13 protein-coding genes are annotated in these 13,130 nt (G+C 70.8%); 9 read left to right on the top strand and 4 right to left on the bottom strand.

Annotated features, from left to right (window positions below; genetic code table 11):
- Positions 1-25 precede the first annotated feature (25 nt).
- The 3 genes from AB0K36_RS13855 to AB0K36_RS13845 all read left to right on the top strand — a co-directional run bounded on the left by AB0K36_RS13855 (position 26) and on the right by AB0K36_RS13845 (position 2,458).
- On the top strand, positions 26-667 hold the full coding sequence (locus tag AB0K36_RS13855) for a PadR family transcriptional regulator (protein ID WP_364592824.1): 642 nt from the start codon (positions 26-28) through the stop codon (positions 665-667).
- An 85-nt stretch (positions 668-752) separates the two neighbouring features.
- Positions 753-1,682 carry an ATP-binding cassette domain-containing protein gene (locus AB0K36_RS13850; RefSeq protein WP_364592821.1) on the top strand — a complete coding sequence of 310 codons (930 nt, stop codon included), beginning with the start codon at positions 753-755 and terminating at the stop codon, positions 1,680-1,682.
- Positions 1,679-2,458, top strand: a complete 780-nt coding sequence (locus AB0K36_RS13845; RefSeq protein WP_189470427.1) for an ABC transporter permease — start codon at positions 1,679-1,681, stop codon at positions 2,456-2,458. The genes AB0K36_RS13850 and AB0K36_RS13845 overlap by 4 nt, the downstream gene beginning before the upstream one ends.
- A gap of 60 nt (positions 2,459-2,518) precedes the next feature.
- On the opposite strand, the gene gad is transcribed toward AB0K36_RS13845, so the two are convergent.
- Positions 2,519-3,943, bottom strand: coding sequence for a glutamate decarboxylase (gad, locus tag AB0K36_RS13840; protein WP_364592818.1), 1,425 nt, complete (start codon positions 3,941-3,943; stop codon positions 2,519-2,521).
- An 84-nt stretch (positions 3,944-4,027) separates the two neighbouring features.
- Here gad and AB0K36_RS13835 point away from each other — a divergent pair, with 84 nt between their 5' ends.
- Positions 4,028-4,786, top strand: a complete 759-nt coding sequence (locus tag AB0K36_RS13835; protein WP_364592815.1) for a MerR family transcriptional regulator — start codon at positions 4,028-4,030, stop codon at positions 4,784-4,786.
- 89 nt (positions 4,787-4,875) lie between these two features.
- On the opposite strand, the gene AB0K36_RS13830 is transcribed toward AB0K36_RS13835, so the two are convergent.
- Positions 4,876-5,241 carry a YbjQ family protein gene (locus tag AB0K36_RS13830; protein ID WP_189470420.1) on the bottom strand — a complete coding sequence of 122 codons (366 nt, stop codon included), beginning with the start codon at positions 5,239-5,241 and terminating at the stop codon, positions 4,876-4,878.
- Between the two features lie 132 nt (positions 5,242-5,373).
- Between AB0K36_RS13830 and AB0K36_RS13825 the strand changes: the two genes are divergently transcribed.
- Positions 5,374-6,075 carry a DedA family protein gene (locus AB0K36_RS13825; RefSeq protein ID WP_364592812.1) on the top strand — a complete coding sequence of 234 codons (702 nt, stop codon included), beginning with the start codon at positions 5,374-5,376 and terminating at the stop codon, positions 6,073-6,075.
- A gap of 10 nt (positions 6,076-6,085) precedes the next feature.
- Here the strand turns inward: AB0K36_RS13825 and AB0K36_RS13820 are convergent, their stop codons facing one another.
- Positions 6,086-7,759 (bottom strand): threonine/serine exporter family protein, encoded by a 1,674-nt coding sequence (locus tag AB0K36_RS13820; protein WP_364592809.1) that lies wholly within the window; start codon positions 7,757-7,759, stop codon positions 6,086-6,088.
- Positions 7,760-7,895: 136 nt separating this feature from the next.
- A complete protein-coding gene (locus AB0K36_RS13815) occupies positions 7,896-8,390 on the bottom strand; it encodes an inorganic diphosphatase (RefSeq protein ID WP_005314187.1) in 495 nt (164 codons plus the stop codon).
- A gap of 66 nt (positions 8,391-8,456) precedes the next feature.
- Here AB0K36_RS13815 and dacB point away from each other — a divergent pair, with 66 nt between their 5' ends.
- The 4 genes from dacB (at position 8,457) to hpt (ending at position 12,998) form a co-directional block, all read left to right on the top strand.
- On the top strand, positions 8,457-9,905 hold the full coding sequence (gene dacB / locus AB0K36_RS13810) for a D-alanyl-D-alanine carboxypeptidase/D-alanyl-D-alanine endopeptidase (RefSeq protein WP_364592806.1): 1,449 nt from the start codon (positions 8,457-8,459) through the stop codon (positions 9,903-9,905).
- Between the two features lie 86 nt (positions 9,906-9,991).
- The gene (locus tag AB0K36_RS13805) at positions 9,992-11,140 is read left to right on the top strand and encodes a zinc-dependent metalloprotease (protein WP_364592803.1); all 1,149 of its coding nucleotides are present in this window, start codon (positions 9,992-9,994) and stop codon (positions 11,138-11,140) included.
- Between the two features lie 236 nt (positions 11,141-11,376).
- The gene (gene tilS / locus AB0K36_RS13800) at positions 11,377-12,420 is read left to right on the top strand and encodes a tRNA lysidine(34) synthetase TilS (RefSeq protein ID WP_364592800.1); all 1,044 of its coding nucleotides are present in this window, start codon (positions 11,377-11,379) and stop codon (positions 12,418-12,420) included.
- Positions 12,421-12,458: 38 nt separating this feature from the next.
- Complete coding sequence (hpt, locus tag AB0K36_RS13795; protein ID WP_037776439.1) at positions 12,459-12,998, top strand: hypoxanthine phosphoribosyltransferase; 540 nt, start codon at positions 12,459-12,461, stop codon at positions 12,996-12,998.
- Positions 12,999-13,130: the final 132 nt, after the last annotated feature.

The raw sequence follows: 13,130 nt of genomic DNA, 5'->3' as shown, positions 1-13,130 counted from the left end.
TCGAAGTTGATCAGGAGGTACGCGGATGTCAGCGATCCGGCTTCTCGTCCTGGGGGCCGTGCGCCAGCACGGGCGGGCGCACGGCTACCAGGTCCGCAACGACCTCGAGTACTGGGGCGCCCATGAGTGGTCCAACGCCAAGCCGGGGTCGATCTATCACGCGCTCAAGCAGATGGCGAAGCAGGGACTGCTGCACGCCCATGAGATCGCCCCGTCGACGGCGGGCGGGCCGCCGCGCACCGAGTACGAGATCACCGAACGGGGCACCGAGGAGTTCTTCTCGCTCCTGCGCGAATCCCTGACGGCGCACGACCAGAAGACGGACGTGCTCTCGGCCGCGATCGGGTTCATCGTCGATCTGCCCCGGGACGAGGCGGTGGCGCTGCTCAAGGAGAGGGTGCGCGGTCTGGAGCACTGGCGTGCGTCGGTCACCGAGTACTACACGCCGGAAGAGGGTCCTCAGTCCCTGGGCCACATCGGCGAGATCATGAACATGTGGGTCTCGTCCGCGGACTTCGGCGCGGAGTGGACGCGCGGCCTGATCCGGCGGATCGAGGAGGGCGCCTACACCTTCGCGGGTGAGGGCGAACCGTTCGTCGGGGTGCGGGCCGAGGGTGAGGAGAACCCTTACGCGACGGGTGAGCCGCATGAGGGCGATCTCAGCTAATCAAGTTTGACCAATCGTTTCCAGGGGACTATCTTAACGCGGTGGTCAAATTTGACTACTGCCCCGAGGGTGCTGGAGGAGACGGATGACGGACGCGATCGTCGTCGAGGGTGTACGGAAGCGGTACGGGGACAAGAGCGCTCTGGACGGCCTGGACCTGACGGTGGCGCGCGGCACCGTGCACGGCGTGCTGGGTCCCAACGGCGCCGGCAAGACCACCGCCGTACGGGTCATGGCGACACTGTTGCGGCACGACGAGGGCGTGGTGCGCGTCGCCGGTCACGACGTACGTACCCAGGCCGGTGAGGTCCGTCGGCGGATCGGTCTGCTCGGGCAGCACGCGGCGGTCGACGAGGAGCTCGGCGGCCGGCAGAACCTCGAGATGTTCGGGCGGCTCTACCACCTCGGCGCGCGCCGGGCGGGGACCAGGGCCGACGAACTGCTCGAGCGGTTCGACCTCGCGGACACCGGACGCAAGGCGGTCAAGCTCTACAGCGGCGGCATGCGCAGAAGGCTCGATCTCGCGGCCTCCCTGATCACCGAGCCCGAAGTGCTGTTCCTCGACGAACCGACGACAGGGCTCGACCCGCGCGGCCGGGCCGAGGTGTGGGCCTCGGTGCGCTCCCTCGTCGGCGCCGGGACCACGGTGCTGCTGACCACGCAGTACCTGGAGGAGGCCGACCAGCTGGCCGACCGGATCTCGGTCGTCGACGCCGGACGGGTGATCGCGGAGGGCACGGCGGACGAGCTGAAGGCGAAGACCGGCGGCGACCGGATCGACGTGGTCCTGCGGGACGCGGACCGCCTCGCCCTCGTGGCCTCCCTGCTCCCCGGCGAGGCGACCGTGGACACCGACCGGCGGATGGTCAGCGCGCCGGTGAGCGACCGGATGGCCGCCCTGACCGAGACCGTGCGGGCACTGGAGGCGGCCGGGGTCGAGGCAGAGGACCTGTCCGTCCGCCGCCCCACCCTCGACGAGGTCTTCCTCCACCTGACGAAGGAGCACGCGGCATGAGCGGGTACGTACTGACCGACTCCTGGACCATGACCCGGCGCGAACTCGCGCACTGGGCACGACAGCCCGTGCAGGTCGTCGTCGGGCTCGTCTTCCCCGTGATGCTGCTGCTGATGTTCGGCTATCTCATCGGCGGCGGCCGGGGCGTGGAAGGGGCCTACGTCGACTTCCTGATTCCGGGCATGCTGGCGCTGACCATGGCCTTCGGCCTCGAGGCGACGATGCTCGCCGTCACCCAGGACCTCAACAAGGGCGTCATCGACCGCTTCAGGTCCATGCCCATGGCGTCGTCGGCGGTGCTGGTCGGGCGCAGCTTCGCGGACATGCTCCAGTCGGCACTCGGCCTGCTGGTCATGATCGGCGTCGGCCATGCCATCGGCTGGCGCTGGAACGGCGGCTTCGGCGCGCTGCTCGGGGCCGTGGGACTGCTCCTCCTGCTGCGCTTCGCGATGCTGTGGGCCGGCATCCACCTCGCGATGGTCGCGGGGAAGCCGGAGCTGGTGCAGGCCGTGCAGATCCTCGTCTGGCCGGTCGGCTTCCTGTCCAACGCGTTCGCGACGCCCGAATCGATGCCGGGCTGGCTGGGCGCGGCCGTCGAATGGAACCCGATCTCGGCGACCGCGACGACGGTCCGCGACCTCGCCGGCATCCCGGACGTGGCCACGGGCTCGTGGGCGGCGGAGCACGCGGCCCTGCTGGCGGTGGCCTGGCCGCTGGTGCTGGTCGCGGTCTTCTTCCCGCTGGCGGTCTCCCGCTTCCGGCGTCTGGGCCGCTGAGACGGCGGGACACCGCACCGGCCGCGGCGGGACACCGCCGCGGCCGGTGCGGTGCCGCCCTCAGTGGTGGAACGCCGTCGCCTCCGCGGTACTCCTGCTCAAAGGGTGCGACTGGGCCCGCAGTTCGGGAATCAGCAGCCGCAGATCCTCCAGGAGCAGTTCCGCGAGGTCCGCAGAGAAGCCGTTGCGGCAGACCACCCGCAGCACCGAGAGGTCCCGGCGGTTCGCCGGGAAGGTGTAGGCGGGCACCAGCCACCCCTTCTCCCGCAGCCGCCGCGACACGTCGAAGACGTCGAACGACGTCACCTCGGGCGCGGTCGTGAACGCGAAGACGGGCAACTGGTCGCCCGCGGTGAGCAGCCGGAAGTCGTCCAGTGCCCCGATCCGGGCGGCGAGCCCCGTCGCGACCTCGCGGGCCGTCCCCTGGACGGCCCGGTAGCCCTCGCGCCCGAGCCGCAGGAACGTGTAGTACTGCGCCACCACCTGCGCGCCGGGGCGGGAGAAGTTGAGGGCGAACGTCGGCATGTCGCCGCCCAGGTAGTTCACCCGGAACACCAGCTCCTCGGGGAGTTCGTCGGGCGACCGCCACAGCGCCCACCCCACACCGGGGTAGACCAGCCCGTACTTGTGCCCGGAGGTGTTGATCGAGCACACCCGCGGCAGCCGGAAGTCCCAGACGAGGTCCTCGTCGAGGAACGGGGCGACCATCGCGCCCGACGCCCCGTCGACATGGACCGGGACGTCCAGGCCGGTGCGCTCCTGGAGGTCGTCCAGCGCGGCACAGAGCTCGCCGACCGGCTCGTAGGAGCCGTCGAAGGTCGAACCGAGCACCGCCACCACCCCGATGGTGTTCTCGTCGCACAACTCGGCGGCGGCCTGCGGGTCGAGATGGAAGCGGTTCCCCTCCATCGGCACGAGCCGTGGCTCGACCTCCCAGAAGGCGCAGAACTTGTCCCAGCAGACCTGCACGTTGACGCCCATCACCAGATTGGGCCGGGCCTTCGCCGGATAGCGGTCGCCGTTCCGCTTCGCCCACCGCCGCTTGAGGGCCATCCCGGCGAGCATGCAGGCCTCGCTCGACCCGGTGGTCGAACAGCCGACGGCCGAGGCCGGGTCCGGCGCGTGCCACAGATCGGCGAGCATCGCCACACACCTGCGCTCCAGCTCGGCCGTGCGCGGGTACTCGTCCTTGTCGATCATGTTCTTGTCGCGGCACTCGGCCATCAGCCGCGCCGCCTGCGGCTCCATCCAGGTGGTGACGAAGGTGGCGAGGTTGAGGCGGGAGTTCCCGTCGAGCATCAGCTCGTCGTGCACCAGCTGATACGCCGTGAGAGGCGGCATCGGGCCGTCCGGGAGGCGGTGCGTGGGCGGGGCGGCCGTCATCCCGCCGACCGGGTCCGCCGGACCGAAGAACGGGTTGACCGCGAGTCTGCGCCGTTCCGGCGTGTGGTCCTCGGTCCCGGTGGTGCCCTGGTGGAGTGCCATAGGTCTCAGGCTCGTACGGGCTTGCACCTCACGCAACGTGAGGCAGCAGCCTGGGTCCGTCACGCGAACGAAGGAGCGAAGGCGATGAGCTACTCCGTGGGACAGGTCGCCCGTTTCGCCGGAGTCACGGTGCGCACCCTGCACCACTACGACGAGATCGGACTGCTGCGCCCCAGCGGCCGCAGCGGGTCGGGCCACCGGCGGTACGACGACGCCGACCTGGACCGGCTGCAGCAGGTCCTGTTCTACCGGGAGCTCGGCTTTCCCCTCGAAGAGGTGGCGGCACTCCTCGACGACCCCGACGCGGATCCGCAGGCCCACCTGCGGCGGCAGCACGAACTGCTCTCGGCGCGGATCACCAGGCTCAAGGAGATGGCCGCCGCCGTGGAACGAGCCATGGAGGCGAAGAAGATGGGCATCAACCTCACGCCCGAGGAGAAGTTCGAGGTCTTCGGGGACTTCGACCCCGACGAGTACGCCGAGGAGACCGAGCAGCGCTGGGGCGGCACCGACGCGTACCAGGAGTCCCGGCGGCGCACGGCCTCGTACACGAAGGAGGACTGGCTGCGCATCCAGCGCGAGGCCGACGAGATCACCCGGCGCTTCGTGGCCCTGATGGACGCGGGCGAGGAGCCGGAGTCCCAGGCCGCGATGGACGTGGCGGAGGACCACCGCCGGTGGATCTCGAGCAACCACTACACCTGCACGTACGAGATCCACACGGGCCTGGCCGAGATGTACGTCGCCGACGAGCGGTTCACCCGCAACATCGACAAGGCCAGGCCGGGCCTGGCGGCGTACGAGCGGGAGGCGATCCTCGCGAACGCGATCCGGCACCTCTGAGCCGCGCGGTCGGGACGGAGGCGGCCAAGGGGACGGGCCGGGCGGGGGACCGGCGACCGGGGTCAGGCGGTCCGCCGCCCCCGCCCGTGTCACACCCTGGCGGCCTTCACCGCCGTGCCGTACGCGCAGACCTCCGTGCCGACGTCCGCGGCCTCGGTCACGTCGAAGCGGAACGCGAGCACCGCGTTCGCACCCCGTGACCGGGCCTGCTCGACCAGACGCTCCATGGCCTGGTTGCGGGTCTCCACGAGGGTCTTGGTCAGGCCCTTGAGCTCACCGCCGATCATCGACTTCAGGCCGGACCCGATCTGGCTGCCCAGATGGCGCGAGCGCACCGTCAGGCCGAAGACCTCGCCGATCACCTGCTCCACGCGGAAGCCCGGGAGGTCGTTCGTCGTGACGACCAGCACATCCGCCTGCGGGCCCTGCCCGCCGCCGTAATCATCGATTCCCATGGTGAAAAGCTTCGTGGCCCTGCGTTCACCCCGCATCCGGAGAGGCAGGTGGAACCCGGTGTCACCCGTATGCGTTGATAGCTTTGGGCAGCCGACCCTGCCGACGACTATCACCACAGGAGCCCGGACCTCGTGAACACCCTTGCGCTCGGACCGAGCTGGCTCGACCCGGACTACCTGATCACCACATTCGGGCTGATCGGTGTCCTGGTGATCGTCTTCGCCGAGTCCGGCCTGCTGATCGGGTTCTTCCTGCCCGGCGACTCGCTGCTGTTCACCACGGGTCTGCTGGTGACCACCGGCAAGATCGACATGCCCCTGTGGCTGGTCTGCACGCTGATCGTGCTGGCCGCCGTCATCGGCGACCAGGTCGGTTACCTGTTCGGCCGCAAGGTCGGCCCGGCCCTCTTCAAGCGTCCCGACTCCCGTCTCTTCAAGCAGGAGAACGTGGAGAAGGCGCACGACTTCTTCGAGAAGTACGGCCCGAAGTCCCTGGTCCTGGCCCGCTTCGTGCCCATCGTGCGCACGTTCACGCCGATCATCGCCGGTGTGAGCCGGATGAACTACCGCTCGTTCGTCACGTTCAACATCATCGGCGGCGTCCTGTGGGGCGCCGGCGTCACACTGCTCGGCGCCGCGCTCGGCAAGGTCGAGTTCGTCCACAAGAACATCGAGGCGATCCTGATCCTGATCGTCCTGATCTCGGTCGTCCCGATCGCGGTCGAGTTCCTGCGGGCCCGCTCCAAGAACAAGAAGTCGGCGGCAGCCGCCGCCTCCGCGCCGGACGGGGAGATCCCCCCGTCGTCCCGCGGCGGCCGTCACGCCAAGCGCTGACGCGGAGGCCCTAGAAGCCGCGCGTCCGCTTGGCCGCGCGGCGTCCGCCCGGCGTCTCCTCGCCCGGCAGGGCGCCGGTGACACCCGGCGCCCGCAGGAACAGCCGGGAGATCTCGCCACCGAGGTTCACCCCGATCGCGATGGCCAGCGCCAGGGCGGCCGCCTTGCTCAGCGAGGCGAGACCGGTGTTCAGATTGCCCCGGGCGACCTCCAGCAGCCCGAAGTACGTGGCGCTACCCGGCAGCAGAGGGCCGATCGCGGCCGTCACGTACGGCAGGGCCGACTCGAACCGGAACCGCGAGAGCATCTGGCCGAACAGACCCACCACGCCTGCGGCGAGGGCGGTCGCGGCCACCGGCGAGCCCCCGGCGACGTCCGCGACCGCGCCGTACACCACCCAGGCCACGCCGCCGCTGAAGGTCACCAGGGCCACGGTCCGGCGCTCCTGCTGGAGCATCACCGCGAAGCACAGGGACAGGCCCATCGCCGCGAGGGTCTGGGTGACCGGCCGCGGCACGCTGTGGATCGCGGTCTCCGGGCTGAGTCCGGCGTCCAGCGCGACCCCGAGATACAGCACCCCGAGCACGCCGACGACGATGCCGACCACCAGATAGCCCACCTCGAGCAGACGCGCGGCCGCCGTGATGTAGAAGCCGGTCAGACCGTCCTGCACGCCGGCCACCAGCGCACGCCCCGGGATCAGGGCGAAGAGTCCACCGGTGATGACCGCGGACGCCCGCAGTTCCAGCGGTGACAGGCTCAGTGCGACACCCATCGCCGCGGGCGGCATCGCCGCGGCGACGAACTGGTAGAACTCCGGCAGCCCGCGCCCGGCGCACAGCCAGGCCAGCCGGTCGCCGAGCATCGCGCTGACCGCGGCGGCGAGGAACACCACCGGGTCACCGCCGACGAGCACCGAGGCGGAACCCGCCAGCAGACCGCCGGCCAGTGTCAGCGCCCAGCCGGGGTAGGGGTGCCGGTTCCGGCGGATCTCGGCGAGGCGCCGGTACGCCTCCTCCAGCGTGACGTCCGACTCCTCGACGCTGATGTCGTGGACCAGCCGGTAGACGGCGGCGAGCCGGGTGTAGTCCGTGCCGCGCCGCCGGACGGTCCGGTTCGCGGTCACCGGGTCGTCGACCAGGGACGGCTGATACGTGATCGACAGCAGGGTGAAGGTGACCGTCGGTTCGCAGCGGTCCAGCCCGTACGAGCGGGAGATGGCGAACATGGCCGCCTCGACGTCCTCCGCCCCCTCGCCGCCCGCGAGCAGCAACTCACCGATTCGCAGGGTCAGGTCGAGCACGCGGGGAACGGCCGGACCCGCTTCGTCGTGCCGGTGCGGTGACTCGGGCACCGGCCGCTCGCCCACCGGCATCCGCAGCATCGCCCGCATACGGTCCTGCCAGGGCGCGTCCTTGGTGAGCCGCACCATCGGGATGCCGTGCGCCGGGGTGAAGGCGGGCGGCGACGTCCTGGCGCTGTAGGTGCGCGGCGGAGCGAACGCGGAGCCCTCCGGCTCCGCGGGCGGTTCCGGGGCCAGACCTTCGGGGACGGCGAACTCGGAACTGGGATGGTCGTCTTCCGGCGCTTCGGGGTGCTCCACCCCCGCGGGCGGGACGAAAGCGCTGTGCGCCTCGTCGGACTGAGGCTTCCGGTCTTCCGGACCCTCGGGCTCCGCCACCACTCGTGTTCCTCGCTCCCTGTCGTACCGCCCCTTGACCGGCGCTTCTGCCCAGTATGGGCACGGGCATGGGGAGAAACGCGACGCGGGCGGGACACCGAAGTGTCCCGCCCGCGTCGCGTACGTCAGCGGTACGGCGTCAGTGCGCGCCGCCCTGCGCCTCGAGGCGCTTGAAGGAGGCCTCGATCTCGGCCTCGGCCTCGGCGCGGCCGACCCAGTCGGCGCCCTCGACGGACTTGCCCGGCTCCAGGTCCTTGTAGACCTCGAAGAAGTGCTGGATCTCCAGGCGGTCGAACTCGGACACGTGGTGGATGTCCCGCAGGTGCTCCACGCGCGGGTCGGACGCCGGCACGCACAGCAGCTTGTCGTCGCCGCCCGCCTCGTCCGTCATCCGGAACATGCCGATGGCACGGCACTTGATGAGGCAGCCCGGGAAGGTCGGCTCGTCGAGGATGACCAGCGCGTCCAGCGGGTCGCCGTCCTCGCCGAGGGTGTTCTCGACGAAACCGTAGTCGGCCGGGTAGCTGGTCGAGGTGAAGAGTCGACGGTCAAGGCGGATCCGACCGGTCTCGTGGTCCACCTCGTACTTGTTCCGCGAACCCTTCGGGATCTCGATGGTGACGTCGAACTCCACGGGTGGCTCCTCCATGATCAACACATAGCAAGACGCAGTACTGGTGATTAAGTGTCCCTCACGCACATGTGTGATCGCGAAAGGGGCTGGTGCGAGGTGCCGAAGGTCAGGACGTGGCAGCTCGCAGCAGGTGCTGCCGTGGTCGGCCTCACCCTCTCCGCCGGGGTGGTGGCCGCGGCGGGACCTTGGGACTCCGGTCAGCGTAAGGCCGAGAAGCAGCGGGTGGCGGCCCACGGCCCCACGGGTGGCGCACATCACGAAGCGCCCGCACCGAAGCGCCCCGCACCGGCGCCCTCCGCCGCCTCCGTGCTCGAGGCCCTCGGCGGCCCGCGGACCGTGTCCGCCGAGGACCCGCGGGCTGACGGCCTGGCCGGGACGCTCGGCCCGCTGCTCGCCGACTCCGGCCTCGGCCCCGCGCCCGCCGTCTGCGTCGTCGACCTCACCACCGGCGAGCGGCTGTACGGGAGGCGGGCAGAGACCCCCATGGTCCCGGCGTCCACCGTCAAGATCGCCACGGCCGCCGCGGCCCTCACCGCACTCGGACCGGACCACCGCATCCCCACCACGGTCGTCGCCGCTCCGGACGCCGACACGATCACGCTGGTCGGAGGCGGCGACGCGACCCTCGACCGGGTCCGTCTCGCCGAACTCGCCGACCTGACGGCGAGCGCCCTGCGTGATCGCGCGGAAGGCGCGAAGAAGGGCGGCAAGGCCGCCACGGTCCGGCTCGTGTACGACGGTTCGCTCTACCAGGGCCCCGTCCTGCATCCCATCGGCCCCAACGACAACATCGCCCCCGTCACCGCCCTCATGGTCGGTCAGGGCCGGCTCGACGACCGCACGAGAGGGCCCGCCACCCGCAGCGCCGACCCGGCCGGCGAAGCGGCCCGGGTCTTCCGGGAGCAGCTCTCCGAACGCGGGATCCGCACCTCGCCACCCGCCCCCGGGCGGGCGGCTGCCGAGGCGGTCCCGCTCGCGCAGGTCCTCTCCGAGCCCTTGTCGTCCGTCGTCGAGCGCATGCTCACCGACAGCGACAACGACATCGCGGAGTCACTCGCCCGCCAGACCGCCGTCGCCACCGGCGACAAGGCGTCCTTCGCCGGCGCGGAACGGGCCGTGACCAAGCAGCTCCGCCGGCTCCAGGTACCGCTGGCCGGGACCCGGTTCGCCGACGGCAGCGGGCTCGACCGCCGCGACAAGGTGTCGGCGGCGCTGCTCACGACCGTTCTGGCGCGGGCGGCGGACGCGGCCCATCCCGAGCTGCGGCCGATCCTCACCGGTCTGCCCGTCGCGGGCTTCAGCGGCACGCTCGAGGACCGCTACTCCGACACCTCCGCCGGCACCGGCCTCGTCCGCGCCAAGACGGGCACCCTCACCGGGATCAACTCCCTGGCCGGCACCGTCGTTGCCCCGGGCGGCCGACTCCTCGGCTTCGCGTTCCTCGCCGCGGACACACCCTCACCCTACGAGGCGCAGCCCGCTCTCGACCGGCTGGCGGCCGCCCTGGTGTCCTGACGGCAGGGGCCCGAACCGGCCGGGGGACCGGATCGGCGGGCGACAACACCTCTCCGCGGCACGGGCCGAGAACGTACGGTTGACGCATGACGAGCATCGGTGGTGCCGAGATGGTCGACTGGAACCTCGCCGTGGCGACCGCGACCCGCTTCGTGCGGCCGGGTCCCGACGTGAGCAGGGACGAGGCGCGCGCCGTCGTCGCCGAGCTCCGCCGCCACGCCAAGGCCTCGGAGGAGCACGTCCGGGAGTTCACCCGGATGATCCCGGAGGGCGCCACGCCACGGGACACCCCGGTCCTCGTGGTGGACCGGGCCGGCTGGATCAAGGCGAACGTCGCGGGCTTCCGCGAACTGCTGCGCCCGCTGCTGGACAAGATGCAGGAACGGCGCTCCGGCACTCCCGGCGGCGCGGTGCTCGGCGCCGTGGGCGGCAAGGTGACCGGCGTCGAGGTCGGCATGCTGCTGTCGTTCCTGGCCTCGCGGGTGCTGGGACAGTACGAGACCTTCGCACCGGGCGGCCGCGACCTGCCGGCCGGCGATCTCACCGAGGGCAACGGCGGCGGACGGCTGCTGCTGGTCGCGCCCAACATCGTCCACGTCGAACGCGAACTGCAGGTGGAGCCGCACGACTTCCGGCTCTGGGTCTGCCTCCACGAGGAGACCCACCGCACCCAGTTCACCGGCGTGCCCTGGCTGCGCGACCATCTCGAGGGCGAGATCCAGTCGTTCCTCAGCGAGACCGAGATGGATCCCATGACCGTCCTCGAGCGGTTCCGGGAGGCCGCGCAGTCGCTCGTCGGAGCGCGTCCGGAGGGCGAGCAGGACGAGGACGGCCGCTCCATCGTCGAGATGGTGCAGACCCCCGCCCAGCGCGAGATCCTCGGCCGGCTGACCGCGGTGATGTCCCTGCTGGAGGGCCACGCCGACTTCGTGATGGACGGCGTCGGCCCCGCCGTGGTGCCCTCGGTCGCGGAGATCAGGGAGAAGTTCCAGCAGCGCAGGGCACGTGGCGCGAGCCGGCTGGACCTCGCGCTGCGCAAGCTGCTGGGGCTCGATGCCAAGCTGCGCCAGTACCGCGACGGCGAGCGCTTCGTGCGGGCCGTGGTGGAGGAGGTGGGGATGGACGGCTTCAACCGCGTCTGGACCTCACCGAACACGCTCCCCACCAAGGCGGAGATCGCCAAACCGGCGGACTGGGTCGCGCGAGTGCACCGCAAGGGGGAGGGCGCGCCGTAGAGGAGAGTCGCGAAAGACAGGCGGGCATCGGCAGAAGGGCGCCCCTCCAATCACCCGTCCGAGGGACCGTGGGCTGTGGATAGGCGTGCAATGCTCGGGTATTGGCTCAGTTCTGTCACCATCGACGCACTCTGAGTGACTGCTCTCGGAGTGACGGTCTTCGTCCAGTGGCCGTCCTGATCGTCCGACTCGACCGAGTCACCCCACTCCCGAACCGTTCACGAAGGGCACCGGACATGGGTCCCCATCCTGCGGTCGCGGCGATACGCCTGGCGGTCCGCCGCGTACTCCACGACGTACTCACCGACCAGACAGAGAACGCCGCACGCTTCGCGCACTCCGCCCCGGGCCCGGCGCCCGCGAGCGAACCCCCGCTCGTCCTCGTGGCGTGCTCCGGCGGTGCTGATTCCATGGCGCTCGCCTCCGCCCTCGCCTTCGAGGCCCGCAAACTTTCCGTCCGGGCCGGCGGCATCACCGTCGATCACGGCCTCCAGGACGGCTCCGGCATGCGTGCCGCCGAGGTCGCCGCACGCCTCACCGCGATGCAGCTGGACCCGGTCGAGGCCATCGCCGTCCGGGTCGGCCGCGAGGGCGGGCCGGAGGCCGCGGCCCGTGACGCCCGCTACGCCGCCCTGGACGACGCCGCCGAGCGCCACGGGGCCGCTGCCGTGCTGCTCGGCCACACCCGCGACGACCAGGCGGAGACCGTGCTGCTCGGACTCGCCAGAGGCTCCGGCATCCGCTCGCTGTCCGGGATGGCCGCCGTATCGGGCACCGCCGGCCGCTACCGCCGGCCGTTCCTCCACATCGACCGGCAGACGGCCCGCAAGGCCTGCATGGTCCAGTCGCTGCCCGTGTGGGACGACCCGCACAACGCCGACCCCGCCTACACCCGCTCCCGGCTGCGCCATGAGGGACTGCCCGCCCTGGAGAAGGCGCTCGGCAAGGGCGTCGTCGAGGCCCTGGCCCGTACCGCCCAGCTCTCCCGCGACGATGCCGACGCCCTCGACAGCTGGGCCGCCGACGCGGAGGCCACCGTGCGGGACGAGAGCGGCCGGCTGGAATGCGCCAAGCTCTACGTCCTGCCGCCCGCGGTGCGCCGCCGGGTGCTGCGCCGGGCCGTGATCGAGGCCGGGGCGCCCGCCGGATCGCTGTTCGCCCGGCACGTCGAGGAAGTCGACCGTCTCATCACCGGATGGCGCGGTCAGGGCGCCATCAACCTGCCCGGCCGGGTCGAAGCGCGACGCCAGGGTGGCAGACTGGTCATTCGGCAAGGCTGAACCGCCGAGAGAAAGCGACGCGGGTGAACGAGAAGGACATGGGCACCGACCTTCAGTCGGTGCTCATCACCAAGGAAGAGATCGACGCGAAGCTCGTCGAGCTGGCCGCGAAGATCGACGCAGAGTACGCGGGCAAGGACCTGCTCATCGTCGGAGTCCTCAAGGGCGCGGTGATGGTGATGGCGGACCTGGCGCGCGCGCTGTCCACCCCCGTCACGATGGACTGGATGGCGGTGTCCTCGTACGGCGCCGGCACCCAGTCGTCCGGTGTGGTCCGCATCCTCAAGGACCTCGACACCGACATCAAGGGCAAGCACGTCCTGATCGTCGAGGACATCATCGACTCGGGCCTGACCCTGTCGTGGCTGCTGTCGAACCTGGGCTCCCGGGAGCCGGCCTCACTCGAGGTCTGCACCCTGCTGCGGAAGCCGGACGCGGCCAAGGTCGCGATCGATGTGAAGTGGATCGGGTTCGACATCCCGAACGAGTTCGTCATCGGATATGGCCTCGATTACGCGGAGAAGTACCGGAACCTCCCGTTCGTGGGCACGCTGGCGCCGCACGTCTACGGAGGCTGAAGCAACGGCACGCCGGGGAACCAAGCCCGCCTTTTCGCCGTTGGAGCAGGGGAAGGCGGTCGTCGGCGTCCATGCTGAGGTACCGTCCGAAGAACAGTTGTCTTTTCTCACAGCAGCATTTACCTACGGGCA

Source organism: Streptomyces kurssanovii, assembly GCF_040677245.1.
Classification (GTDB): Bacteria; Actinomycetota; Actinomycetes; order Streptomycetales; family Streptomycetaceae; genus Streptomyces; species Streptomyces kurssanovii.
Note: the sequence above shows the minus strand (reverse complement) of the source record. Positions and strands in the feature narration are given on the sequence as shown.